Origin of the sequence: Hymenobacter sp. NBH84 (assembly GCF_014217645.1) — a bacterium.
Taxonomy (GTDB): domain Bacteria; phylum Bacteroidota; class Bacteroidia; order Cytophagales; family Hymenobacteraceae; genus Hymenobacter; species Hymenobacter profundi.
In genome coordinates, this window is the sequence record NZ_CP043644.1 from 3,927,402 (window position 1) to 3,951,090 (window position 23,689).

Sequence of the window (23,689 nt, forward strand, 5' to 3'; positions counted from 1 at the left end):
CCTTCGCTGCGCTCAGGATGGCAGGGCCGAGATAGACGCCGATTGTATGGGCGCCAGCGCCGCGTCCCAGTCTTTCCACACCGGCTCATAACCCTGCCGCCGAATCATAGCCGCAATTTCCGCCGGGCTACGCTCATCGCTGATTTCAAACTGCTCCAATGACTCTGGCGCTACCGCGTAGCCGCCGGGGTTGGTTTTAGAGCCGGCGCTGATGCTGGTGATGCCCAGGCGAATGATGTTGTCGCGGAAGGTAGGCGTTTCGCGAGTCGAGATGGACAGCTCCACTTCCTCATTCAGCAGACGGTAGGCGCAGATGAGCTGCACCAGTTCCCGGTCACTCATCTCCACTTTCGGCTGCAAGAGGCCCTCGGCGGGGCGCAGGCGCGGGAAAGAGAGGCTGTACTTGGTCTGCCAGTAGGTACGTTCAAGGTAGTCGAGGTGCAGGGCCGTGTAGAAGCTGTCGGTGCGCCAGTCTTCCAGGCCGAACAGCACGCCTAGTCCCATCTTGTGCACGCCGGCCCTACCCAGGCGGTCAGGCGTATCAAGGCGATACTGAAAATTCGACTTCTTGCCCTTGGGGTGGTGCTTTTTGTAATCCTGCTGATGGTAGGTTTCCTGGTACACCAGCACTGTGTTCAACCCTGCCGGAATCAGCCGTTCGTAGTCCTCCTGATCCAGCGGCTGCACTTCCATTGAAAGGTGCGCGAAGTGCGGCCGCAGCGTGTGCAGGGCTTTCTCGAGGTAGTCAACGCCCACGGTTTGGTTGGCCTCGCCGGTTACCAGCAGCACGTGCTCGTAGCCCCACGCCTTCAGCACCTGCGCTTCCTGCAACATCTCCACGCTGCTGAGCGTGCGGCGGCGAATTTTATTATCAAGACTAAAGCCACAGTAGGTGCAGATGTTCTGGCACTCGTTGCTCAGATACAGCGGCACATAGAGCTGCACCGTATTGCCAAACCGCTTGCGCGTGAGCTGCTGGCTCTGGCGCGCCATCTGTTCCAGGTAGGGCACGGCGGCGAGCGAAATCAGGGCTTTGAAGTCCTCCAGCGTACGGCGCGGCGCGGCCAGGGCGCGTTCCACGTCGGCGGCGGTTTTGGCGTAGATGCTGGCTTTGACATCGTCCCAGTGGTGGGCCTCGAAAATCGGGCGGAAGCTCATGACTGTAGGTTTATGCAGACCGTCATGCTGAGCTTGTCGAAGCATCTCTACCGCTTCGTTGTAACGATAATTCAACGAAGCGGTAGAGATACTTCGACAAGCTCAGCATGACGGTCTTTTTCCGATGGTTCTAATCCAAAAACGCCGTCAGTGGCGAACTGGCCTCAGCGTGCGCCACCGGCGCGGCCAGCCGCGCCTCATAAGCCAGGCGGCCGGCTTCCACGGCCATCCGGAACGCGTGAGCCATCTGTACCGGCTGACCGGCCACGGCAATGGCCGTATTCACCAGCACTGCATCAGCCCCCATTTCCAGCGCCGCCGCCGCATGCGAGGGCGCGCCAATGCCGGCATCCACTACCACCGGCACCTTGCTCTGGCCAATGATAATTTCCAAGAACTCCCGCGTCAGCAGGCCCTTGTTCGAGCCGATAGGCGAACCGAGCGGCATCACGGCTGCTACGCCTACCTCTTCCAGCCGCTTGCACAGCACCGGGTCGGCGTGGATGTAGGGTAGCACCATGAAGCCCATTTTCACCAGCTCCTCGGCGGCGCGTAAGGTTTCCACCGGGTCGGGCAGCAGGTACTTGGGGTCGGGGTGAATTTCGAGTTTGAGCCAGTTGGTTTCCAGCGCCTCACGGGCCAGTTGGGCAGCAAATACGGCCTCCTTGGCCGTGCGCACGCCCGAGGTGTTAGGCAGCAGGTTGAACTGCGGGTGCGCCAAATGGCGCAGAATGTCGTCGTTCCTATCGGCCACATCGACGCGCTTCAGCGCCACCGTCACCAACTCCGAGCCGGAGGCCAGCAGGGCTTCTTCCATCAGCTGCGCCGAGCTAAATTTGCCCGTACCGGTGAACAGGCGCGAGGCAAACGTGCGGCCGGCAATAACAAGTGGTTGCGTTTTCATAAAGCAGAAACAGGAGCAGCCAAAGAGTTGATGAATTGCCTGGCCGCCACCGAAGGGTCAGCCGCGGCCGTAATGCCCCCCGATACCGCCACACCATGCAGGCCAGCTGCCAGCAGCGGCGCCACATCGGCCAGCGTAATGCCACCAATGCCGATGACGGGGGTAGGAAAGCCAGCAGCACGGTGTTGCGCCAGCAGCGTTTCATAACCCGCCAGTCCCAAAATCGGGCTTAGCTTCTCCTTGGTCGTCGTGAAGCGAAACGGCCCCAACCCAATGTAGTCGACTCCAGCCGCCACCAGGCCTTCGATATCGACAAACGTGTTGGCCGTGCCGCCGATGATGAACTCCGGCCCAAGCAGGGTTCGGGCTTCGGTAGGCGGCATATCCTCCTTGCCCAGGTGTACGCCATCGGCGCCAATTTCCAGCGCCAGCTGCGGGTTGTCGTTGAGAATGAACGTGGCACCGTGGCGGCGGCAAATGGCCTGCGTATCCAGCGCCAGTTGCTTCCATTCGAGGTAGGGCGTGTTCTTCACGCGCAACTGCACCCAGCGCACGCCACCAAGGCAGGCTCGCTCGGCTTGCTCGGGGGAGGTAGTGATATAGTGAAGATTACTAATTTGCATACTCGTGTTCGTTCTGAAAATGATACCCCAGCAGCGTCTCGTTGCTAGCCAGCACCCGCGCCGTGTACGCCTTGCCCGATCGGCAGGCCTCCACCAACGACTCGCCCCGCGCCAGCCCCGCCACAATGGCCGCCGACAACACGCAGCCACTGCCGTGCTTTTCGCCGTGGGGTAGGCGCGCCGCCGAAAAACGCGCTACCTCTTCCCCCTTCTGATACAGCACATCGGTAGCTTCAGAGCCCTCGGCGTGGCCGCCTTTCAGCAACACCGAGCAGTAGGCACTCACGACGGCGGCTGCTTCTTCGGCGGTGGCGGCGGCCGGCCACAAGCGCCGCATCTCGGGTTGATTAGGCGTAATCAGGGCTAGGGCGGTGCAGACTTCTGCCACCAACTCCGGCGCCGGACCGGCGTGAAAGTCGTAGCCGGCGCTGGCCTTCAGCACCGGGTCCCACACCACACCAATAGCCGGGCTTTGCGCCCGTAACCACCGAAGCAGTTCCGGCAACTCAGCCAGACTTTCTACCAGTCCAATCTTCGCCCACCCTACCCCGAAGCGCTCTAGTAGCGGCCGGGCTTGCGCCTGAATGTCGGCAAGCGGCATCCATTGCACGCGCTCAAACTGCACGTCGCTCTGTACCGTGAGGGCCGTGCACACGCCAAAGCCGTACACGCCGCGCTGCTCGAAGGTCTTGCAGTCGGCCAGCAAGCCGGCCCCGCCGCTGGGGTCGAAACCGGCAAGGCTGAGAACGTAGGGGCGAGGTGGTTGAGGCATTGTTTTTTCTGTCATTCTGAGCTTGCGAAGGACCTTCTCATGCGTGAACGACCTTGCATGAGCTAGTTGCTATCTGATATGAGAAGGTCCTTCGCAAGCTCAGGATGACAGATGGAGTTTTGGTTATAAATAAATCTCGCTGCCCTTTTCCACGAACTCTCGCGACTTTTCCACCATGCCTTTCGTCAGTGCCTCAGCGGCGGTGAGGTCCTGTTTGGCGGCGAAGTCACGGACTTCCTGCGTGATTTTCATGGAGCAGAAATGCGGGCCGCACATGGAGCAGAAGTGCGCCACTTTGGCGCCGTCGGCGGGTAGGGTTTCGTCGTGGTACTCGCGGGCAGTGTCGGGGTCCAGGCTTAGGTTGAACTGGTCTTCCCAGCGGAACTCGAAGCGGGCTTTGCTCAGGGCATTGTCGCGGTATTGGGCTCCCGGGTGGCCTTTGGCAAGGTCGGCGGCGTGGGCGGCAATCTTGTAGGCAATCACGCCGTCCTTCACGTCCTGCTTGTTGGGTAGACCCAGGTGCTCTTTGGGCGTCACATAGCACAGCATAGCCGTGCCGAACCAGCCAATCATGGCTGCCCCAATGGCCGAGGTGATATGGTCGTAGCCGGGGGCAATGTCGGTGGTCAGCGGGCCGAGGGTGTAGAAAGGCGCCCCGTGGCACTCCTTCAACTGCTTGTTCATGTTCTCCTTAATTAGATGCATGGGCACGTGGCCGGGGCCTTCGATCATCACCTGCACGTCGTGCTTCCAGGCAATTTTGGTTAGCTCGCCCAACGTTTCCAACTCAGCAAACTGCGCCTCGTCGTTGGCGTCGGCAATGGAGCCGGGGCGCAGGCCGTCGCCCAGCGAGAAGGCCACGTCGTAAGCCTTCATAATTTCGCAGATTTCCTCGAAGTGCGTGTAAAGGAAGCTCTCTTGGTGGTGAGCCAGGCACCACTTCGCCATAATCGAACCACCCCGCGACACAATACCGGTCACGCGCTTCGCCGTCATCGGAATGTAGGGTAGGCGCACGCCGGCGTGGATGGTGAAGTAGTCCACGCCCTGCTCGGCCTGCTCGATGAGCGTGTCGCGGAACAGCTCCCAGGTCAGGTCTTCGGCCTTGCCGTTCACCTTTTCCAGGGCCTGGTAGATGGGCACTGTGCCCACCGGCACCGGGCAATTGCGGATAATCCATTCCCGCGTTTCGTGGATGTTCTTGCCGGTGCTCAGGTCCATCAGCGTATCGCCGCCCCAGCGGCAGCTCCATACGGCCTTATCTACCTCTTCCTCAATGCTCGACGTCACGGCCGAGTTGCCGATGTTGGTGTTGATTTTCACCAAGAAGTTGCGCCCGATAATCATCGGCTCGCTTTCCGGGTGGTTGATGTTACACGGAATCACGGCCCTACCCGCCGCTACCTCCTGGCGCACAAACTCCGGCGTGATATGGCCCTTCGGTGTATTAGCGCCAAAGCTATGGCCGGGGTGCTGCACCCGTAGCGCATCATCGGCGGCTAGTTGGTCGATGCGCTGGTTTTCCCGAATGGCGATGTATTCCATCTCGGGCGTAATGATGCCCTGCTTGGCATAGTGCATCTGCGACACGTTGCGGCCCGCTTTGGCGCGCAACGGCAGCCGGATGTGCTCAAAACGCAGGTGGTCCAACGCGGTATCGGCGGCGCGCTGCTGCCCGTATTCCGACGAGGTGCCGGGTAGCATTTCCACATCTTCCCTACCCAAAATCCACTCTTCGCGCAGGCGTGGTAGGCCTTTTTTCAGGTCGATTTCCACGTTGGGGTCAGTGTAGGGGCCGCTGGTGTCGTACACCGTCACGGGCGGGTTTTGCTCGGTGGGGTTCGTGAAGTCGAACTGGCGCTTGGTGTCACTCAGCATGATTTCGCGCATCGCCACCCGAATGTTGGGGTAGAGCTGGCCGGGAACGTAGAGTTTGCGCGAGCCAGTAAGCGGCTGGCGCTCCACCAGCGTCTGCTGGGGTGCTTGGTCTTGTTTCATAAAATCTGGGATGGTTGACGGTTACCTGTCTGTTTGTCATCCTGAGCGCAGCGAAGGACCTTCTCACGGGAGAACGACCTTGCGTGAGATAGTCACTATCTCCCGTGAGAAGGTCCTTCGCTGCGCTCAGGGTGACAGACGCGCCCCTACCCGCCCTGCGTGGCGCGGATAACAGTGATGCGGTCTTGGGCACGCAATTGGTGGCGCATCCACTCGGCGCGGGGCACCACGGCGTCGTTCACGGCCACGGCAATGCCGCGCTGTTCGGCGAGCTGCAAATCGAGGAGGGTATCAGCCAGCGTGGGGGTAGGCAGGCAGGATTCGTGCGGTTTATTGTTGACATAGAGAAGCATACAAGCAACGGGTAGTTGGTTGGCTGTCAGAAACAATAAACTCTAGGTGGCGCACGCCCGTGCGGGCCCAAGGAGGCGTCCGCTTCTTGCACTTTTCCCTTCGCCAGCATTACCTGGATCAGGTTCCAAGGGTATTTCTCAGTCCCGCTCGTAGCAGAACACCCCTAAAGTTTAGGCCGGTAAGGTAGGCGTTATTTTGAGGAATGCACCACGGTAGGCAGTTATAAAATTCGGGCTATACGTTTCCAAAACGGACATAGGCACAAGGTAGCGCCACAACCTACTGCGTCTCACCACTGACCAAATGGAACTGCACCAGCCTACCAACAGTCGCACCAATACGACACAATAGGTTGTGTCTCTACCCTGTACACAACTAAAAGCTAGTAGAAGTCGAAGATTTTCGGGAACCCAACCGCCGCGCATGTTGTATCTTTGCGGTTATGATAGAGCTGCCCGTAGTTTCCAAGCGCGACATTCGCAAAGTCTCCGCCGACGACCTGAAAACCTTCATGGTCGAGCACGGCGAAAAGCCCTTCCGTGCCAAGCAGGTGACGGAGTGGTTGTGGAAAAACACGGCCGGCTCCTTCGAAGAGATGAACAATATCTCGCTGGCTACCCGCGAGTTGCTGGCCCGTCACTTCGTCATCAATGGTGTGCAAGTGCAGAACAAGCAGCTCTCCAACGACGGCACCATCAAGTCGGCTTTCCGGCTGTATGATGGCAACGTGGTAGAAGGCGTGCTCATCCCCCACGACACGCGCATGACGGCTTGCATCTCGTCGCAGGTAGGCTGCTCGCTCACGTGCAAGTTTTGCGCTACCGGCTACATGGACCGCAAGCGCAACCTCGACGCGGCCGAAATCTACGATCAGGTAGTACGCATCCGGGAGCAGTGCGAGGCGCAGTACGGCACGCCGCTCACCAACATCGTGTACATGGGCATGGGCGAGCCGCTGCTGAACTATGCCAACGTAGTGGAAAGCGTGCGCCGCATCACTGCCCCCGATGGCCTGAATATGGCCCCGCGCCGCATCACCATCAGCACGGCCGGCATTGCCAAGATGATCAAGAAGCTGGCCGACGACGACGTGAAGGCCAACCTGGCCCTCTCCCTGCACGCCCCCAACGATACCAAGCGCAACGAAATCATGCCTATCAACGAGGCCAACTCCCTGGCCGCGCTGAAGGACGCGTTGCAGTACTACCACCAGAAAACCGGCCGTAAAGTAACTTACGAGTACATCGTATTCGAGAGCTTCAACGACACGTTGCAAGACGCCGAGGAGCTGTTTCAGATTTCGAAGTGGCTACCCTGCAAGGTGAACCTGATTGAGTATAACCCCATCGAAAACGCCGACTACATCAACACCGCCGACGATAAGCTGGTGGCTTTCCACAAGTACCTCGCCGACCGGGGCGTGCAAACCAACGTGCGCCGCTCACGCGGTAAAGATATCGACGCGGCCTGCGGACAGCTGGCAGTGAAGGAGAAGGCGGAAGCCGTTGCGTAGTAAAGCGCAATTCTTGAACAAGAAGGCCGCTGGTAGCAACTACCAGCGGCCTTCTTGTTTATTTCGCATCCGTTCCGCGCAGCAACAGAAGCGTTTGCAGACAGTGTTGCTGCATGTACTGGGTAATTCGGTTACTCAATAAATCTACAACCATCTGACTATTACCATCTGAGCCGTATACCTGCATAATCTGAGGGCCGCGCTTTGTAAGAGAAGCAGTATATTCTTGGTGAAAAAGCTCCAGGCATTCGGCAGACGTTTTGCCCTGTAAACGTCCTGTTTTCTGTAAAGCGGCCAGACGCTGACACAGCTCATCGCCCCATTCTTGTATAAGCGCTTGTTCGGCGGGGGTAGGCTCAGCACTCCGTGCGCCTGCAAACCGACCATAAAGCATGGTAGCATCTGGACACGTTCTGACCAGTTGCACCGAAACCAGAGTCGCTAAACTCCCTAATAGCTGTTCGTAGGCTCCTGGCACGTTACTCCGTCGCGCTACCTGTCGGATAGTGCTTTCTCTCCGTTTGATTGTCGCTAGTAGTATTTTTTCGAAAGTGTCCTGCGCTTGCGGAGGACGCATGGTAGCGAAGGAGTCCTGTTGTTTGTCGGCAGCCATTTGCTGGCATGCTTCAGCAGCAATCTGCTTGATAAGTTGCGTTTGACCCGAAATAGAATCGGGAGCTGTTGGCGACGTGCCAGCATAGCATGTAATACACCACGAAAAGGAGAGTAAGAAGGAACAGAAGGATAGTGACTTCATAAAGTAAAGTAGAATGCGAATATGCTACGTCAAGCACGACAATTATTACGGCTACTACTCACCGTACTCGCCCAAAACGATAGGCTACTTCTAAGTAAGCCGGCAAAATAGGTATGCCTGTACCGTAGATAAAACCTAGACTTCCACTGACACGGGCGGCTGACACTCGGGCGCCTACCAACCCGGCTAGAAAGCCATCGGTAATATAGGTTTCATTCAGCAGCGAAAACCGTCGGGAAATGCGGGTGGCTCCACCCACCAACACAACTGGTGAGGCATCAACATCACCGCTTCCAACCAGATACCCCAGGCCCAGCGTTGCATTATTGTCGGCGGTACCATAGGTGCCCACACCGTAGGCAATACCTCCCCCAGAGCCAAATGCAAAGGCATAAAGCAGCCCTCCGCCCACGTGAAACTTCTCGCTAATCGGCACCGAAACTTTCGGCGTAATGGCGAATACGTTGAGGCCTACCCCTGGAAGGGCGGGAATCAGCGCCCCGATTGAGATGTGGTCCGTGATGCCGTAGTTGGCACCGAGCAATACAATGTTGATATCCTGCACGTAGCCTTCACCCCTGCGCAAATTGCGGGCTGTAGGTGCGAAAAACATGCGCGTACCATTGCCCACGGGCTCCCAGCCTTTGCGCAGCTGCGTTTCAGAAAGCAACTGCATACTGCGAATATTGCTCTTCTGAATCGAAACCCGACCAATATCCTGGGCATCAAACTCTAACTCGTTATCGCTGCGTGCCAGCAACACCCCTACGAAACTGGTACCGGAACGCAGCTCCACCGAGTAGGTACCTCCAATGGAGTCGCCAGCTACTGCGTTCCGGGCGCCATACTGCTGCAACTCCTGACTACGCCCCTCAATCTGACGGCGAACATCTTGCAACTCGCTTTCGGTGAACCGACGGGTCTTTAGCTCGCCACTGCGCATGGTAGCCTGTAGCACCACGGAGTTGCTAGAGCTATCGGCACTGAAATATTGCAGGAACCGAGCCTCCTTAAAATCGTCGGCCGCATAGTACGGGAATAGCCCAAATCGGACCTTTTCTTGGTGGTCGATTACTTCACCTACCTGCGAGCTTACCACGTAGGTATGGCTGCTCCCAGTGGATTGTTGGGCACGAGCAGTAAGGCTACACCAGCTAGTTATAGCAACCAAGCAGGCTGTGATTCCCTGTAGACGCATTGGAATAAGAAGTAGAATGCAAAGCCCTCAAACCTAGCACTTTTGTTATCTACTTTCTAGTTCGCACATCAACATTCGTATAGAGAATTAGACGTTACATATGCCCGATTAAGCTATCCTTTTTCAGTATAGCTATTTGTATATCAGAACCTTCTAATATAGTTTCTCTTTTACTTATTAGACTTCTACAATCTACTTTCGCTTCGTATCCCGCCAAACACCCTCGGGCTCTGGCCGGCCGCTGTCTACACTGTCTTCTGTTTTATGGAAAGGCACTTCGCGGGTTTCAATGCGCACGGCGTGGGCCTTGGGCTGCACGCGCTGTCCGTAGGCAGCAGCGTATTCCTGCGTGAATTCGGCCCCGAAGAAAATGATGAGGGAAGAGTAGTAAATCCAGACCAGCAGCACGATGATGGAACCCGCCGCGCCATAGGCTGAACCCGGATCAAAATTAGATATATAGAAAGATATCAGATACTTACCCAACAAAAACAGAGTACCGGTAATCAGGGCACCGATGCGTACATCGCGCCAGCGGATGATAGCGTCGGGTAGGTAGCGGTAAATCATGGCGAATAGTAGGCTGGTAACGCCCAACGATACCACAAAGTCAATCACCTTAATTAACACCAACGTGATGCCGGGAAGAAGGCGGGATAGATAGTCTGTGAATGCCGTAAGCAAGGCGCTAATAACGAATGACATCAGCAGAAGCAACGCCACACTCAAAATCAAACCAAATGACAGGAGCCGGTCGCGAACGAAATTCCAGGCGCTGCCCGTGGTCGTATCGGGCTTAGCCTTCACGTTCCAGATGCTGTTGATGCTTTCCTGCAACGTGACAAAGAATGTAGTAGCTGCAAAAATCAGCGTGCCGACACCAATGATGGCCGATATGCCGCCCTGCTGCTGTTGATTGAAGGTGCGAATGGAATCCTGAATGGTAGCTGCGGCCTTAGCCCCTACTAGGCCATCAATCTGAGTGAAAAGCTTGCCCGTAACGGCCTCCTGATCCAGAAAGGTGCTGGCCGCTGTGATAACAATCAACAGCAGCGGTGGCAACGAGAAAATGGCGTTGTAGGCCAAGGCTCCAGCTAGGCGAAGGGAGTTGTTTTCAATAAAATTACTGGCCGTGCATTTGAGGATAGAACCCAGACTAGCAGCAGTATACCGAGTTGCCATGTAGCAGTTGTTACAGGTGAAGATTGTTCACTAGTACGCACTACCAGGCGATGAGTTAGCTAATGCTGCCGCCGTAGGCCCCACTGTAGCGTTTCGATGGGGGCCGCGTGCAGGGCCGCCGTCAGCGCTGCATCGTCCTGAAACTGCAACTCGTGCAGCTGACTGGCCTCCACCGTCACGTCGAATTCTGAGGCCGCAAAGGGCCAGGGCGATACCAGCACCGGTCCTTCGGGGGTAGGGCGGTGCACGGTATACCGTTTCCCGTCTGGCCCCTCGCTGATTTCTAGCGTCCGCCCCCGTTCGGGCAATTCCTGCCGGCACAAAATCAGGGAGAGCCGGTCGCACCATTGGAGCAGGGCGTAGGCGCGCTGGGCCTCGGCTTTGGTTACGTGCAGGGCGCGGCGCCACTGCTTTTGCTGGGCTTGCTGCCAGTCCAGAAAGGTGTCTTGCTGAGCGTTTTCTCCTCGCTGCGGCTCATACAAAAAGCTCAGGTGCAAGCTGGTAAGCAGGCTGCGCCATTGCCCTTGGAAGCGGGCTGCACGCATCACGCCCTCGGCCTGCTCCAGCGAAAATTCTTTTTGGGTGAAATCGGCGGGGGCGCCGGCGGCGGTGAGGCCGTAGTGGCCGCGCCATCGCTGCTGCTCATCGTCGTGCTGAGCGGTGGCAGCCAGCAGCCCTACCCAGCGGTCGGTGGGTAGGAAAGGTGGCCACTGCCAGGCCAGCTGAGCCGCCAATAAGGCGTGGGCTTGCTGGTAGATAACCTGCCAGCCGGTAGGAGTAGGATTGACAATCATGCGAGGGGTACGTTTCTCGCAGAAGTACGCAACGGAAAAGCGCAGAGGTTCGCAGCGCACGATAATCATTGCATTCTGCGAACCTCTGCGCTTTTCCGCTGCGTACTTCTGCGAGAAACCTACACGCTCACGGCCAAGTGAGCCAGCATATCAGCCGTCATCTTATCCAGGTCGAATTCCGGCTGCCAGCCCCAGTCCTGGCGGGCCCGGGAGTCGTCGATGCTGCGGGGCCAGGAGTCGGCAATCTGCTGGCGAGTATCGGGGCGGTAGGAAACCTCAAAATCGGGTACGTGGCGCCGGATGCTGGCCGCAATTTCCTGGGGCGAGAAGCTCATGCCGCTCAGGTTGTAGCTGGAGCGCACCCTGATTTGCTCGGCGGGGGCGTGCATCAGGTCGAGGGTAGCACGCAGGGCGTCGGGCATGTACATCATAGGCAGCTCGGTGTCTTCCTGAAGAAAGCACTCGAAGTTTTCGCCGGCCACGGCTTTGTGGTAAATGTCCACGGCGTAGTCGGTGGTGCCGCCGCCGGGAAGGCTCTTGTAACCAATAAGACCAGGGTAGCGCAGGCTGCGCACATCAAGGCCGTATTTCTGATGATACCACTCGCACCACTGCTCGCCGGCCAGCTTGCTGATGCCGTACACCGTGTTGGGGTTCATTACAGTGAGCTGGGGCGTGTGCGTGCGGGGTGTATCGGGGCCGAATACGGCGATGCTGCTGGGCCAATACACTTGCGCTACTTTGTACTCCACGGCCACATCCAACACGTTCAGCAACCCATCCATGTTCAGCTTCCAGGCAACCTGCGGGTGCTTCTCGGCGGTGGCCGAGAGCATGGCAACCAAGTGATAGATCTGGCGTGGGCGGTACTGCTGCACCAGCGCAAACAGGTGGGCGCGGTCCAGCACGTCCAACAACTCAAACGGGCCACCATGCAACAACTCCGGCTGCTGGGGCAGGCGCACGTCGGCGGCTATTACCTGGGCCGCACCGTAGCGCTGGCGCAGCGCCTCAGTGAGTTCCAGACCTAGTTGGCCGCAAGCGCCAATAACGAGAATGGTAGCAGGTTCGGCGGGGGTGGTAGCCATAGAAAACAAATGGAGTAAAAACGTGAAGCAGGTGGTGGATGCAAAGATACCGGGTAGGCAACTTATGTGCCGCTACCCTCGCGGTGAAGCGTGAAATTGTGAAGGTGAATGAGCCACCGCTTCACGCTTCACCACTTCGTCTTGAACGCTCCAAGTTATTTATCTGCAAGGCATTGCTTATTTTGAAACCGAATACTGCTTACCTCTTATTCCTACCCTTGTATGCTGCGTTGCCTTATTATCCTGTTTTTTCTGTTGCTGACCAACCCGCTACTGGCGCAGCCCGCCAGTCCCTACCGCAACCTGGTGATGGAGGGCGGCGGCATCTGCGGCATTGCCTACGGCGGGGCCTTGCAGGTGCTGGAAGAGCAGGGGGTGCTGGCCGACATCCGGCGGGTAGGCGGCACGTCGGCGGGGGCTATTCAGGCGGCGCTGCTGGCTGTGGGCTACTCGCCCCAGCAGATTATCGACATCATCGACCGTACGCCCGTGCAGCGCCTCAACGATGGGCGATTTATCTTCTTCGGGGGTAGCAACCGCCTGCTGAAGCAATACGGCTGGTACCGCGGCGACCAGTTCACGGAGTACCTCAGCGAGCTGGTAGGCCAGCAAACCCAGCAGCCCAACCTCACGCTGGGCCAATTGCACCAGCTGGCCCTGGCCCAGCCCACCCGCTACCGCGACCTATACACCACCGGCACCAACCTCACCACCCAGCGCGTGCAGGTGTTCAGCTATGAAACCAACCCCGACCTGCGCGTGGCTGATGCCGTGCGCATCAGCATGAGCATTCCGCTGTACTTCCGGGCGGTACTGCTGGATATGCAGGGCCACGTGGTGACGCGCCCCGCCAAGGGGCAGCCGGTGCACGTGCTGGTAGACGGTGGCCTGTTGGCCAACTACCCCATCGACCTGTTCGACGCCCCGCGCTACCAGCCCGCCGGCACTGGCCCGGCGGCTACCCCTACCCCCAATCCCGAAACCCTGGGCCTGCGCCTCGACCGCGCCGAGCAGATTGCCTTGGACACGCTACCCAGCGGTCGGCAGCAGCTGGCCCCCTACCCTATTCAGGACTTCGGTTCTTATATGGGTGCGCTCTACTCGCTTTCCATCGAAAACCTGAACCCCGCTCAGCCCCAGGACTGGCCCCGCACGGTGAGCATCAGCACGGCCGGCTTCAACCCCAAAATCAAGCGCATGACGGCGGCGCAGAAGCAATTGCTGGTACAAAGTGGCCGGGAAGGCGCCACGGCCTTTTTTGGTCGAAACCGGGCGAGCCGCTGAGCACTCGGCGCTACCCAGGCAATCGGTAACAGGCTACTACGCAGGAGCTTTTTTGCAGTCCGGTTTGTTGAGAAAGACGTATGTATCTGTAGTCTGCTGGCGCTTTTGCCGGCACGCTTTGGTCTTTTTTTCGTCTTGCTCTTTCGTATGAAATTCTTTCAATCCCTCTTATTGGTATTGGCCACGGTGGCCTCTACTGCCTGCGCCCAGCAACAGTCGCCTGATGCGCTGAAACCCGCGCCCCTACCCAAAAGCACGCAAGGCCTAGCCGTGGCTACCTTTGCCGGCGGCTGCTTCTGGAGTGTGCAGGAAACTTTCCGGGAGGTGCGCGGCGTGCGCGAAACCTTGGCGGGCTACGCTGGCGGCAAAGCCCAAAACCCTACCTACGAGGAGGTAGCAGGCCAAGGAACCGGCCACGCCGAATCGGTGCAGGTGTATTACGACCCCAAGCAAGTGAGCTACCAGCAACTGCTCGACGTATTTTTTCTGGGCGCCCACAACCCTACGGAGCTCAACTACCAAGGCCCTGACCGCGGGCCGGAGTACCGTTCGGTGGCCTTCTACCGCACGCCCCAGGAAAAGCAGCAGATTGAGGCCGAAATCAAGAAAATCAACGCCTCGCGTCATTACGGCACCGAGCCGGTGGTGACGCAAGTGACCCCTATCCAAAAGTTCTGGCCCGCTGAGAGCTACCACCAGGGTTTCTACCGCAAGAACCCCAACCAAGGCTACATCGCCAATGTATCGCGGCCCAAGGTAGAGAAGTTCCGCAAGGCCTTCCCGAACCTGCTGAAGGCTGACGTAGCAGCCCGCTAATTAGTATTGCCGCGCATAGCACGCCTCCTTGCAACCCTGACAGGGGCTTAAAGTCCTGTCAGGGTTAAACGTATTGGAACGCGTAATTTCGCGTTATTCGCTTCTTCACTACCTACTACCCTATGTACGCTACCCTGCAACCCGACCTCGAAAAACAGCTTCAGGAAATCAAAGACAACGGCCTCTATAAAAAGGAGCGCGTGATTACCTCGCCCCAAGGCGCCGAAATTGAAACGCGGGAAGCGGGCGATGTGCTGAACTTCTGCGCCAACAACTACCTGGGTCTGTCGTCGCACCCCGAGGTGGTGCAGGCGGCCAAAGCGGCCATCGATACGCACGGCTACGGCATGTCGTCGGTGCGCTTTATTTGCGGCACGCAGGATATTCACAAGGAACTGGAGCAGAAGCTAGCCGAGTTTCTGGGCACCGAAGACACCATTCTCTACGCTGCTGCTTTCGACGCCAACGGCGGCGTGTTCGAGCCGCTGTTCAACGAGCAAGACGCCATCATTTCCGATGCCCTCAACCACGCCAGCATCATTGATGGGGTGCGCCTGTGCAAGGCCCAGCGCTACCGCTACCAGCACAACAATATGGAGGACCTGGAAAAACAGCTCCAGGATGCCCAGGCCAAGGGCACGCGCCACCGCATCATCGTCACCGACGGCTCGTTCTCCATGGACGGCACCATTGCCCAGCTCGACAAAATCTGCGACCTAGCCGATAAGTATGAGGCGCTGGTGATGATTGACGAGTGCCACTCCATGGGTTTCCTGGGCAAAACCGGCCGCGGCACCCACGAGTACCGCGACGTGATGGGCCGCGTGGATATCATCACCGGCACGCTAGGCAAGGCGCTGGGCGGCGCTATGGGCGGTTTCACCTCTGGCCGCAAGGAGATTATTGATATGCTGCGCCAGCGCAGCCGGCCCTACCTGTTTTCCAATACGCTGGCTCCGGCCATTGTAGGTGCCTCACTGCGCGTGCTGGAACTATTGACCGAAAGCACCCAACTGCGTGACCAGCTGGAAGAAAATACCAAATACTTCCGCGAAAAGATGACCGAAGCTGGCTTCGACATCCGGCCGGGCGAGCACCCCATTGTACCCGTGATGCTCTATGATGCTAAGCTGAGCCAGGAGTTTGCAGCCAAAATGCTGGAAAAAGGCATTTACGTGGTAGGCTTTTACTACCCCGTGGTGCCGCAGGGCCAGGCCCGCATTCGGGTGCAGCTCTCCGCCGCCCATTCCCGCGAGCATCTGGACAAGGCCATTGCGGCCTTCGTTGAAGTAGGGCAGGAACTAGGCACGCTGAAAGACCGGAGTGCCGCAGCGCAAACCACGCCTGGCCAAGTGGTAACCAATACGCCATAGAGTATAGCCCATCGGAAAACGGATGGGGTAGGAGCGCCTATAACCCTACTTGATAGCCCAGGATTACAGTTGCCACATAGCAATTGTAATCCTGGGCTATTTTTTATGAAAATATTTATACCATCTCATTTTGAGATAATTGTCCTATTATGAGATAGTTACAAACTGATTTGTTACAATGAGAAGGTTTTTTATCAATATTCGTAGCATTTTATAGGCTTACATTTATATAAGTCATATTTGTTAATAGAAAAGTTATATTACATTTGTCCTATAACTTCTCGTTTTGATATAAAACACTCCTACCCATGCTGCTTTTCAGCCAGTATCCGAACCGCTGTGCCTTTACTAAGGTATTGAACTATTTTGTTATATTATTGTCAATAATCGCGATAAGGCCAGTATCCGTGCAGGGGCAAACACCGACGACGTATACCTATACAGTTACGGAAAGCACGCGAAACAACTCTTTTTCTCTCAATAACAATGAAACGCTGTGCATTCCGGCGGGTATCACTTTCACAGGCAACCTCAATTGGAACGGCACCAAGTGCGCCGTATATAACAATGGGGTGTGGAGCACGGGCAACGACATCAATTTTGGGAAGAATGGAGCGCTGTATACATCGGCGACCAGCCAGACCCTAGTAAATAATCTTAACCTCACCGACGGGGTCGTTGTCTCCAATAAGGGCACCCTGAAGGCGGGCGTGAACTGGAACGGTAACGGCGCTACCATCACCACCAGCGGCAAATGGACCTGCCCCGGCAGTATTCCGGTAGGACAGGCTGGCACCCTTACGGTTGAGAGAACCGGGAGTATTTCGTGCCAAGATCTGAATCTGAATACTACTGGTGGTAATGTATATAACTGGGGCCAGCTGTCGTTTACGAATTGCCAGACGGCTGAAGGCACCACCTTCCGCAATTACAGCAGCTGCATCCTGAAAGGCCACACCAATAACTCGGGCAAGATATATAATGAGGGTTATTGGAAGTGCCTCAACTACAACAACAATAAAACGACCAATAACTGCGGCACCATTGAGGTAGATAACACCTGCCACAACAATGGCCTGGCCCTACTCCTCAACTCCGGCAAGCTGGCCGTGCACGAACTCATCAACGACGGCGAGGTGCAAGGCCCCACCGATGGCAAAAGCGTTGGGAAAGTGATTGTGGACAAGCTGTCTGGCTACCAGCTATGCCGCCAAAATGGCTCCGGCAAGTTTGCTGTGGTAGGCCGTCTGGATTTGAGCCGGTGTGAACAAGGTCTCTTCAACATTCTCCTTTCCTTGATAATTGGCGATAGAGGCTGGGATGCCCTAGCGGGCGTACTCGGCAGCAACTACTCCTATAATACCAATCTGCAAACCGGCGGCTGCGTCGATCAGGTGCTGCCGGTTGAACTGACCAGCTTCACGGCGCAGGTGCGTGGTAACGCTGTCCTACTGGCTTGGAGCACGGCTTCGGAGAAAAATAACGACCATTTTGTGGTGGAGCGTAGCACCGATGGCTACACCTTCCAATCGCTGGCTACTGTGCAGGGTGCTGGTACCACTGCTGCCCCTACCCGCTATACCAGCACGGATGCACGTCCCCTCACGGGCCGCAGCTACTACCGCCTGAAGCAGGTAGACCTCGATGGCAGCACTAATTATGCACCCATCATCAGCGTGCAGATAGCCGATGATCCTACTACCACTGCTGCTACCCTAACAGCCTACCCCAACCCCGCCACCGATTGCCTAACCCTGGACCTACGCAATCTGACGGCCGGAAGCACGCGCGCACAGCTGCGCAATCTGGCGGGCCACCTGGTACTGGAGCAGGCCGTGACGGATGGCTCCATGCCCCAGCTACGTCTGGAAGCACTACCCGCCGGCATGTACCTCCTGCAAGTGCAAACCGCCAATGCTACCCTGGCGCAACGCATTGTGAAGCGGTAAGCCGAAGCGGCGGACGGCGCACACTACGGTAGGCTGTCATTTTTCACTTCTCTGTCCTCCTGAACGCAGTGAAGGACCTTCTCACAGCAGAACGATTGTCGAAATAACGACTTGTTCTGCTGTGAGAAGGTCCTTCACTGCGTTCAGGAGGACAGATGTTTTTGCCTAACAATGCCTGTCGTTCTCGTGTGAGAAGGTCCTTCGCAAGCTCAGGATGACAGAGAAACAGGACAGCTCCCAGAAGAGACTACGCCGCTACGTCGGTAGGCGTGGTAGCGGCGCGGGGCGCGGCGTTGAACAGGAACTCGTTGAGGCGGGCACGCAGGTCGGCGGGAGCCAAGTTGCGGAATACCTCGCCGCTACGCACTAATGACACCTGCCCGGTTTCCTCACTCACGACCAGCACCACTGCGTCTGTCACCTCGGTGAGGCCGATGGCGGCGCGGTGGCGCAGACCCATGGAGGCGGGCACGTCAGGGTTTTCGCTGACGGGTAGGATACACCGGGCGGCGTTGATGCGGCCGTTGGCGATAATCACGGCGCCGTCGTGCAGGGGGCTGGTTTTGTTGAAAATACTCATCAGCAGGCGTTTGCTGATGGCAGCATCGATTAAATCGCCGGAATCAGCGTAAAACTTCAGCTCCGTGGACATGGTGAAGGCGATGAGCGCGCCCGTATTCTTGCCCGACAGGCTTTTGGCAGCTTCCACAAACGGCGTGATGCTCATGCGCTGCCCGCCGGTTTCGCGTCGCCACGAGAACATCCGTACCCGCTCCAAGGCTGTGGCCTTGCCGATGTTCAGCAAAAACCGCCGGATTTCCTGCTGAAACAGCACCACCGACGCAATAACGCCCACGCTCATAAACTGCCCCAAGATGCTGGTCAGCAACTCCATACCGGCTGCTTTCACCACCAGATAGGTGAGGTAGAGCGACATCAACCCCAGAAAAATCTTGAGGGCGACGCTACCCGTTAGCAGCTTGTAGAGTTGATAAAACAGCACCGTCACGAGCAGCACGTCGACAACGTCGATCCAGCCGACGCGCAGGAAGCCGATGGCAAAAGAGCTACTCACGGGGAAAGCGGAAAGGAAGGGTGGGCGGGGTAGGTGTTCGATACGAGGTGAATGGTTTGCATGGCCTCGGCTACGTCGTGTACGCGCAGCAGGCGGGCACCGTTGAGCAGGGCAATGGTATTGACGGCCACCGTGCCCGTGAGTGCAGCATCGGGTGTGAGGCCGAAAGGCTTATATAACATGGCTTTACGCGAAAGCCCCGCCAAGATGGGCAGGCCCAGCACTCCTAGCTCGGGTAGGCGGCGCAGCAGCTCGTGGTTCTGAGCAGCCGTCTTGGCAAACCCGAAGCCGGGGTCGAGCAGCACGTCGCGCACTCCGAAGGAGCGCAGATGGGTTAGCTTGTCGCGGAAATAACGCACGAGCTCCGTAACGATGTCGCCACTATATTCAGTATGTTGAATCATCGTTTGGGGCGTGCCGCGCATGTGCATCAGCACATAGGGCGCGTGCAGGCGGCCCACGGTGGTCAGCATTTCGTCGTCGAGGGTGCCGCCGCTGATGTCGTTGAGAATGTCGGCGCCAGCGGCCACGGCCTCGGAGGCCACGCTGGCCCGAAAGGTATCTACGGAAATAAACGCCTCAGGAAATGCCCGGCGCACGGCTTCCACTGCGGGTACCACGCGGCGCTTTTCCTCGTCGGCGCTAATGTCCTCGGCGCCGGGGCGGGAGGAGTAGCCGCCCAGGTCGAGCACGGCGGCACCGGCCGTGAGCATGGCTTCGGCGCGGCGCAGCAGGTCGGCATCGGAGCCTACCCTGCTACCCTCGAAGAAGGAGTCGGGGGTAAGGTTGAGGATGCCCATCACCTGCGGGCGGCTCAAATCCAGCACCCGGCCATGGGGGCAGCGCAGGGTTTGCCTCGGCGAAAAACACGTATCTTGCGGAGCCTGGAGCATAGTTTCGGGGTGGGTCGTCTGTCATCCTGACGAAGGAAGGACCTGATGGAGATAGTAACGAGTATCGTGCCCGCGGTTCCTTCTGCTGTCATCAGGTCCTTCCTTCGTCAGGATGACAGACGCCTTCGTTTCCCAACAAAATAGGTTGAAAACCTTGCAAACGCAAACCCAGCACGAGTACGACCAGGTAATTGCGCGCTGCCGCGCGCTGTTTCTGGCCAAAACCCACGACTACGGCACCGCCTGGCGCATCCTGCGCCTACCCTCCGTTACCGATCAGCTCTACATTAAGGCGCAGCGCATTCGCTCCATTCAGGAGAAAGGCACGCAGTTGGTAGCCGATGGCGTGGAGGAAGAATTTGTGGCCATCATCAACTACTGCGTGATTGCCTTGCTGCAATTACACCTGCCCGCCGAGGCGCCCCTCGACCTCCCCACTGAGGAGGTAGCCGCTGCCTACGACCAGGAAATAGAGGCCAACCGCCAATTGCTGTTCGCCAAAAACCACGACTACGGCGAGGCCTGGCGCCAGATGCGCATTCCCAGCATCACCGACATTATCCTGATGAAGCTGCACCGCACCAAGCAGATTGAGGACCTGGCCGGCCAAACCCAAGTATCGGAAGGTGTAGAAGCCAATTACCGCGACATGCTGAACTATGCAGTGTTTGTGTTGATTAAGATGGGGTTAGGAGAAGTGGGAGCCGCATAAACCAAAACGTCATTTCAACCAGCGGGGGAAATCCTGCGTGCTAAACGTTGAACGTCATGCTCCATCTGGCGTCTGCTTGTCGAAGTATTTCGCGTGCTGATGCTGGATACTATCAAGCGAGATTTCTCCCGCTGGTCGAAATGACATACGCCCCCTACCCTACCATTTCCGTATTGGCGTGCGTGGCGTACCTTGCATAACGGCTCCCACACAACAACCAAGCTCCTAAGACCCCTAGACCCTACCTATGAAACTGATTACGCGCATTTGTTGGGCGCTGCTGGGCATCGTATTCATCTTCTCGGGCCTGATTAAGCTCAACGACCCAGTGGGCACGGGCCTAAAACTGGAGGAATATTTTGAGGTATTTGCCCAGGATTTCGGCTCGTTCTTCCTGATTTTCCGCAACATAGCCCGCACGCTGGCCATCATTCTCAGCACCCTGGAGGTGGTATTGGGCGTGGCCTTGCTGCTGCGCTGGTACCTGCGCAAAACGCTGTGGGTGCTGCTAGCTCTGCTAGTGTTCTTCGGTTTCCTAACGTTCTACTCGGCTGCTTTCAACAAGGTAACGGACTGCGGCTGCTTCGGCGACTTCCTGAAGCTGACGCCCTGGGCTTCGTTCACGAAGGACATGATCCTGCTGGGCCTGTGGGTAGTAGTGTACCGCGGGCAGCGCTACCTGCGCTATTCTTTCGCGCCGGGCCAGTTGGGCGTGATGTACATCACGATTGCCACGGCCGTATCGGCGGGCATTGGCGTGTACGCGCTGGGGCACTTGCCCTACTTCGATTTCCGCCCTTATAAGGTAGGCAACGACATTGGCAAGCTGATGCAGCCCTCGGCGCCGCTACGCTACAAGTACATTATGACGCGCAACGGTGCGGACCAGGAATTCACCGACTACCCCACCGATACCACTTGGAAGTTCAAGGAAATGGTGGCGCTGAATCCGAATGACGGCCCCAAAATTACGGATTTCCGGGTGTGGAACGACGAGGGTGACTACACCCAAGAGCTGCTGAAAGGCAATAAGTTAGTGCTGATTGTGCAGAGCGTAGAACGCGCCGACCGCGACCGGTTCAAGCAGATCAATCTGCTGCTGCAATCAGCCGATTCGTCGCAGAAAAAGCTGGTACCCCTAGTGGTTACCAGCAGCAGCCCCGCCGACTTCGACGCCTTTCGGCACGACGTGAACCTGATTGCGCCCGTGTACTACGCCGATGCGACCGTGCTCAAAACCATCATCCGCTCCGACCCTGGTTTTCTGCTGTTGCAGAATGGGGTAGTGAAGGGCAAGTTTCACTACCACGACATCCCTACCCGCGCCAAGCTGGAAGGGCTTCTTTAGAGCTGCGCATAGAAAGCGTTTGTCATCCTGAGCAGCGCGAAGGACCTTCTCACGTGAGAACGAGTCGTTGATACGTCTATCGTTCTCACGTGAGAAGGTCCTTCGCGCTGCTCAGGATGACAGTTACGAAAACCGAATACCACTGAAAACCGAATGCTTTCCTTTTTACTTAGTCGGCTGGGCCAGGGTGTGTTGGTGTTGATTGGGGTGGCCGTGACGGTGTTTTTCCTGTTCAATGTGCTGCCCGGCGACCCGGTGGCCCTACTGGCCGGCCAGCGCTCCGACCCGGCTACCCGCGCCGCCATCAGCGCCGACCTGGGCCTCGACAAGCCCCTACCCGCCCAGCTGCTGGGCTACCTCAACGATGCCTCGCCCCTAGGCATCCACGCCCGCGACTCGGTGGCAGTGGCGCGCTATGGGGGGGTTACGCTGCTGCCGCTGGGTGGCAAGGCGCTGGTGCTGAAAGCGCCTTACCTGCGTCGCTCTTTTCAGAGCAATAAAGACGTGCTCAGTATTTTGCTCGACCACTTTACGGGCACCTTGTGGCTGGCGCTGGCCGCTATGCTGCTGGCGGCGGTGCTGGGCATCCTGTTCGGCATTCTGGCGGCGCTCCGGCCTCACTCCTGGCTCGACCGCACCCTGATTACCACCTCGGTGTTGGGTATCTCGGTGCCGTCGTTTGTGGCGGGCATCCTCATTGCCATGACGTTCGGATTCTACTGGAGCCACTGGACCGGCCTCAACCTCACCGGCCAGCTCTACGAAACCGACCCGTTTACGGGCAACCATCTGGTACTGCGCAACTTGCTCCTACCCGCCTTCGCGCTGGGCATTCGGCCGCTGGCCATTATCACCCAGCTCACACGCTCGTCTATGCTGGATGTACTCAGTCAGGACTACATCCGCACGGCTCGGGCAAAGGGCCTTTCATCCTACCACACGGTGGTAGGGCACGCCCTGAAAAACGCTCTAAACCCCGTGGTAACGGCCGTATCGGGCTGGCTGGCTTCCCTGATGGCGGGTGCGTTCTTTATTGAGTACATCTTCAACTGGAAAGGACTGGGCACCATTACGTTACGCGCTGTCGAAAATCTAGATTTTCCCGTTGTGATAGGGGCTACCCTGTTCATTGCCTTCCTGTTTGTGGCCATTAATATTGTAGTCGACATGCTGTATGCCGTGCTCGACCCACGGGTGAAGTTGTGAGTTTGTGCATAAGAAGAAACGTGTCATCCTGAGCGCAGCGAAGGACCTTCTCAGTTGTGAACGACAGGCGTAACAACGACTCGTTCACAACTGAGAAGGTTCTTCGCTGCGCTCAGGATGACAGCTATATTGACCACTCACAATTTCACCACTCACCATCTCATCACTTCATGCGACTTTATTTAATTGGAATGCCGGGGGCGGGCAAAACGACCCTAGGGCGGGCGCTGGCCGTGGCTTATGAAGTGCCTTTTGTTGATCTGGACGAGGAAATTGTACGCCACGAGGGGCGCACCGTCGTTGATATTTTTCAGAATGAGGGCGAGGCGTATTTCCGTGAGCGGGAGGCGGCTGTGCTGCGCTTGGTGCTGGAGCGCTACCCGCGCCTAGTGCTGGCTACTGGCGGCGGCACGCCCTGCTTCCACAACAGCCTCGATCTGCTGCTCGAGACCGGCCTGACGCTTTACCTGGCCGTGTCTACCACCGAGCTGCTGCGCCGGGTAATGCGTGCGGCGGCTACTCGCCCCCTACTGGCCCCCGCCCGCGACGAAGCCGCCCTACTACTGCGCCTGGACGAAACCTTACGCGCCCGCCAAGAGTTTTACGAGCGCGCACCCCTGCGCTGCTCACCTCCGGCCTGCACATTACCCGCTGTGCGTGAACTCATTGACCGTTTCCGTACCACGGCATAG

The 23,689-nt window shown here is 57.6% G+C and carries 22 protein-coding genes and 1 riboswitch; of the genes, 9 read left to right on the forward strand and 13 right to left on the reverse strand.

Annotation, left to right across the window (positions count from 1 at the left end; translation table 11 throughout):
- Positions 1 to 12: 12 nt before the first annotated feature.
- The 6 genes from thiH to thiS all read right to left on the reverse strand — a co-directional run bounded on the left by thiH (position 13) and on the right by thiS (position 5,808).
- Positions 13 to 1,158 (reverse strand): 2-iminoacetate synthase ThiH, encoded by a 1,146-nt coding sequence (gene thiH, locus F1C16_RS16525; RefSeq protein ID WP_185281718.1) that lies wholly within the window; start codon positions 1,156 to 1,158, stop codon positions 13 to 15.
- A gap of 130 nt (positions 1,159 to 1,288) precedes the next feature.
- Entirely contained in the window at positions 1,289 to 2,062 is a 774-nt protein-coding gene (locus F1C16_RS16530; protein ID WP_185281719.1) for a thiazole synthase, read from the reverse strand.
- Positions 2,059 to 2,685 carry a thiamine phosphate synthase gene (locus tag F1C16_RS16535; RefSeq protein WP_185281720.1) on the reverse strand — a complete coding sequence of 209 codons (627 nt, stop codon included), beginning with the start codon at positions 2,683 to 2,685 and terminating at the stop codon, positions 2,059 to 2,061. Before F1C16_RS16535 ends, F1C16_RS16530 begins: the two co-directional genes overlap by 4 nt.
- Positions 2,675 to 3,457 carry a hydroxymethylpyrimidine/phosphomethylpyrimidine kinase gene (locus tag F1C16_RS16540; RefSeq protein WP_219733342.1) on the reverse strand — a complete coding sequence of 261 codons (783 nt, stop codon included), beginning with the start codon at positions 3,455 to 3,457 and terminating at the stop codon, positions 2,675 to 2,677. Before F1C16_RS16540 ends, F1C16_RS16535 begins: the two co-directional genes overlap by 11 nt.
- A 123-nt stretch (positions 3,458 to 3,580) precedes the next feature.
- Complete coding sequence (gene thiC, locus F1C16_RS16545) at positions 3,581 to 5,455, reverse strand: phosphomethylpyrimidine synthase ThiC (protein WP_185281722.1); 1,875 nt, start codon at positions 5,453 to 5,455, stop codon at positions 3,581 to 3,583.
- Between the two features lie 146 nt (positions 5,456 to 5,601).
- Positions 5,602 to 5,808: a sulfur carrier protein ThiS gene (thiS, locus tag F1C16_RS16550; protein WP_185281723.1), complete on the reverse strand. Its 207-nt coding sequence runs from the start codon at positions 5,806 to 5,808 to the stop codon at positions 5,602 to 5,604.
- A gap of 78 nt (positions 5,809 to 5,886) precedes the next feature.
- Positions 5,887 to 5,984, reverse strand: a riboswitch (TPP riboswitch).
- Positions 5,985 to 6,251: 267 nt separating this feature from the next.
- Here thiS and rlmN point away from each other — a divergent pair.
- Entirely contained in the window at positions 6,252 to 7,322 is a 1,071-nt protein-coding gene (gene rlmN / locus F1C16_RS16555; RefSeq protein WP_185281724.1) for a 23S rRNA (adenine(2503)-C(2))-methyltransferase RlmN, read from the forward strand.
- Positions 7,323 to 7,380: 58 nt separating this feature from the next.
- Here the strand turns inward: rlmN and F1C16_RS16560 are convergent, their stop codons facing one another.
- From F1C16_RS16560 to F1C16_RS16580, 5 genes are all read right to left on the reverse strand, one after another.
- A complete protein-coding gene (locus F1C16_RS16560) occupies positions 7,381 to 8,079 on the reverse strand; it encodes a hypothetical protein (protein WP_185281725.1) in 699 nt (232 codons plus the stop codon).
- A 58-nt stretch (positions 8,080 to 8,137) separates the two neighbouring features.
- Positions 8,138 to 9,250, reverse strand: coding sequence for a hypothetical protein (locus F1C16_RS16565; protein WP_185281726.1), 1,113 nt, complete (start codon positions 9,248 to 9,250; stop codon positions 8,138 to 8,140).
- A 219-nt stretch (positions 9,251 to 9,469) separates the two neighbouring features.
- Positions 9,470 to 10,459: a YihY/virulence factor BrkB family protein gene (locus tag F1C16_RS16570; protein ID WP_185281727.1), complete on the reverse strand. Its 990-nt coding sequence runs from the start codon at positions 10,457 to 10,459 to the stop codon at positions 9,470 to 9,472.
- 59 nt (positions 10,460 to 10,518) lie between these two features.
- Positions 10,519 to 11,253 carry a DUF3891 family protein gene (locus tag F1C16_RS16575; protein ID WP_185281728.1) on the reverse strand — a complete coding sequence of 245 codons (735 nt, stop codon included), beginning with the start codon at positions 11,251 to 11,253 and terminating at the stop codon, positions 10,519 to 10,521.
- A 119-nt stretch (positions 11,254 to 11,372) separates the two neighbouring features.
- The gene (locus tag F1C16_RS16580; protein WP_185281729.1) at positions 11,373 to 12,341 is read right to left on the reverse strand and encodes an NAD-dependent epimerase/dehydratase family protein; all 969 of its coding nucleotides are present in this window, start codon (positions 12,339 to 12,341) and stop codon (positions 11,373 to 11,375) included.
- A 222-nt stretch (positions 12,342 to 12,563) separates the two neighbouring features.
- Between F1C16_RS16580 and F1C16_RS16585 the strand changes: the two genes are divergently transcribed.
- The 4 genes from F1C16_RS16585 (at position 12,564) to F1C16_RS16600 (ending at position 17,763) form a co-directional block, all read left to right on the forward strand.
- Complete coding sequence (locus F1C16_RS16585; RefSeq protein ID WP_185281730.1) at positions 12,564 to 13,625, forward strand: patatin-like phospholipase family protein; 1,062 nt, start codon at positions 12,564 to 12,566, stop codon at positions 13,623 to 13,625.
- A gap of 147 nt (positions 13,626 to 13,772) precedes the next feature.
- Positions 13,773 to 14,441, forward strand: coding sequence for a peptide-methionine (S)-S-oxide reductase MsrA (gene msrA / locus F1C16_RS16590; RefSeq protein WP_185281731.1), 669 nt, complete (start codon positions 13,773 to 13,775; stop codon positions 14,439 to 14,441).
- Positions 14,442 to 14,563: 122 nt separating this feature from the next.
- The gene (kbl, locus tag F1C16_RS16595) at positions 14,564 to 15,814 is read left to right on the forward strand and encodes a glycine C-acetyltransferase (RefSeq protein WP_185281732.1); all 1,251 of its coding nucleotides are present in this window, start codon (positions 14,564 to 14,566) and stop codon (positions 15,812 to 15,814) included.
- Between the two features lie 407 nt (positions 15,815 to 16,221).
- Positions 16,222 to 17,763, forward strand: a complete 1,542-nt coding sequence (locus tag F1C16_RS16600) for a T9SS type A sorting domain-containing protein (RefSeq protein ID WP_185281733.1) — start codon at positions 16,222 to 16,224, stop codon at positions 17,761 to 17,763.
- A gap of 247 nt (positions 17,764 to 18,010) precedes the next feature.
- On the opposite strand, the gene cdaA is transcribed toward F1C16_RS16600, so the two are convergent.
- Positions 18,011 to 18,838 carry a diadenylate cyclase CdaA gene (gene cdaA / locus F1C16_RS16605; RefSeq protein WP_185281734.1) on the reverse strand — a complete coding sequence of 276 codons (828 nt, stop codon included), beginning with the start codon at positions 18,836 to 18,838 and terminating at the stop codon, positions 18,011 to 18,013.
- Positions 18,835 to 19,731: a dihydropteroate synthase gene (gene folP / locus F1C16_RS16610; protein ID WP_185281735.1), complete on the reverse strand. Its 897-nt coding sequence runs from the start codon at positions 19,729 to 19,731 to the stop codon at positions 18,835 to 18,837. Before folP ends, cdaA begins: the two co-directional genes overlap by 4 nt.
- A 154-nt stretch (positions 19,732 to 19,885) precedes the next feature.
- Between folP and F1C16_RS16615 the strand changes: the two genes are divergently transcribed.
- The 4 genes from F1C16_RS16615 (at position 19,886) to F1C16_RS16630 (ending at position 23,689) form a co-directional block, all read left to right on the forward strand.
- Positions 19,886 to 20,443, forward strand: coding sequence for a DUF1599 domain-containing protein (locus F1C16_RS16615; RefSeq protein WP_185281736.1), 558 nt, complete (start codon positions 19,886 to 19,888; stop codon positions 20,441 to 20,443).
- A gap of 247 nt (positions 20,444 to 20,690) precedes the next feature.
- Entirely contained in the window at positions 20,691 to 21,791 is a 1,101-nt protein-coding gene (locus F1C16_RS16620; protein WP_185281737.1) for a BT_3928 family protein, read from the forward strand.
- 153 nt (positions 21,792 to 21,944) lie between these two features.
- On the forward strand, positions 21,945 to 22,997 hold the full coding sequence (locus F1C16_RS16625) for an ABC transporter permease (protein WP_185281738.1): 1,053 nt from the start codon (positions 21,945 to 21,947) through the stop codon (positions 22,995 to 22,997).
- 170 nt (positions 22,998 to 23,167) lie between these two features.
- Positions 23,168 to 23,689: a shikimate kinase gene (locus F1C16_RS16630; RefSeq protein WP_185281739.1), complete on the forward strand. Its 522-nt coding sequence runs from the start codon at positions 23,168 to 23,170 to the stop codon at positions 23,687 to 23,689.

Excerpts from the sequence above, each read along its gene's own strand:
- folP (WP_185281735.1), bottom strand. The coding sequence starts at position 19,731 with ATGCTCCAGGCTCCGCAAGATACGTGTTTTTCGCCGAGGCAAACCCTG.
- F1C16_RS16540 (WP_219733342.1), bottom strand. The coding sequence starts at position 3,457 with ATGCCTCAACCACCTCGCCCCTACGTTCTCAGCCTTGCCGGTTTCGAC.
- F1C16_RS16560 (WP_185281725.1), bottom strand. The coding sequence starts at position 8,079 with ATGAAGTCACTATCCTTCTGTTCCTTCTTACTCTCCTTTTCGTGGTGT.
- thiH (WP_185281718.1), bottom strand. The coding sequence starts at position 1,158 with ATGAGCTTCCGCCCGATTTTCGAGGCCCACCACTGGGACGATGTCAAA.
- F1C16_RS16575 (WP_185281728.1), bottom strand. The coding sequence starts at position 11,253 with ATGATTGTCAATCCTACTCCTACCGGCTGGCAGGTTATCTACCAGCAA.
- thiC (WP_185281722.1), bottom strand. The coding sequence starts at position 5,455 with ATGAAACAAGACCAAGCACCCCAGCAGACGCTGGTGGAGCGCCAGCCG.
- F1C16_RS16570 (WP_185281727.1), bottom strand. The coding sequence starts at position 10,459 with ATGGCAACTCGGTATACTGCTGCTAGTCTGGGTTCTATCCTCAAATGC.
- F1C16_RS16535 (WP_185281720.1), bottom strand. The coding sequence starts at position 2,685 with ATGCAAATTAGTAATCTTCACTATATCACTACCTCCCCCGAGCAAGCC.
- kbl (WP_185281732.1), top strand. The coding sequence starts at position 14,564 with ATGTACGCTACCCTGCAACCCGACCTCGAAAAACAGCTTCAGGAAATC.
- F1C16_RS16580 (WP_185281729.1), bottom strand. The coding sequence starts at position 12,341 with ATGGCTACCACCCCCGCCGAACCTGCTACCATTCTCGTTATTGGCGCT.
- F1C16_RS16620 (WP_185281737.1), top strand. The coding sequence starts at position 20,691 with ATGAAACTGATTACGCGCATTTGTTGGGCGCTGCTGGGCATCGTATTC.
- msrA (WP_185281731.1), top strand. The coding sequence starts at position 13,773 with ATGAAATTCTTTCAATCCCTCTTATTGGTATTGGCCACGGTGGCCTCT.
- thiS (WP_185281723.1), bottom strand. The coding sequence starts at position 5,808 with ATGCTTCTCTATGTCAACAATAAACCGCACGAATCCTGCCTGCCTACC.
- F1C16_RS16630 (WP_185281739.1), top strand. The coding sequence starts at position 23,168 with ATGCGACTTTATTTAATTGGAATGCCGGGGGCGGGCAAAACGACCCTA.
- F1C16_RS16625 (WP_185281738.1), top strand. The coding sequence starts at position 21,945 with ATGCTTTCCTTTTTACTTAGTCGGCTGGGCCAGGGTGTGTTGGTGTTG.
- F1C16_RS16530 (WP_185281719.1), bottom strand. The coding sequence starts at position 2,062 with ATGAAAACGCAACCACTTGTTATTGCCGGCCGCACGTTTGCCTCGCGC.
- rlmN (WP_185281724.1), top strand. The coding sequence starts at position 6,252 with ATGATAGAGCTGCCCGTAGTTTCCAAGCGCGACATTCGCAAAGTCTCC.
- F1C16_RS16585 (WP_185281730.1), top strand. The coding sequence starts at position 12,564 with ATGCTGCGTTGCCTTATTATCCTGTTTTTTCTGTTGCTGACCAACCCG.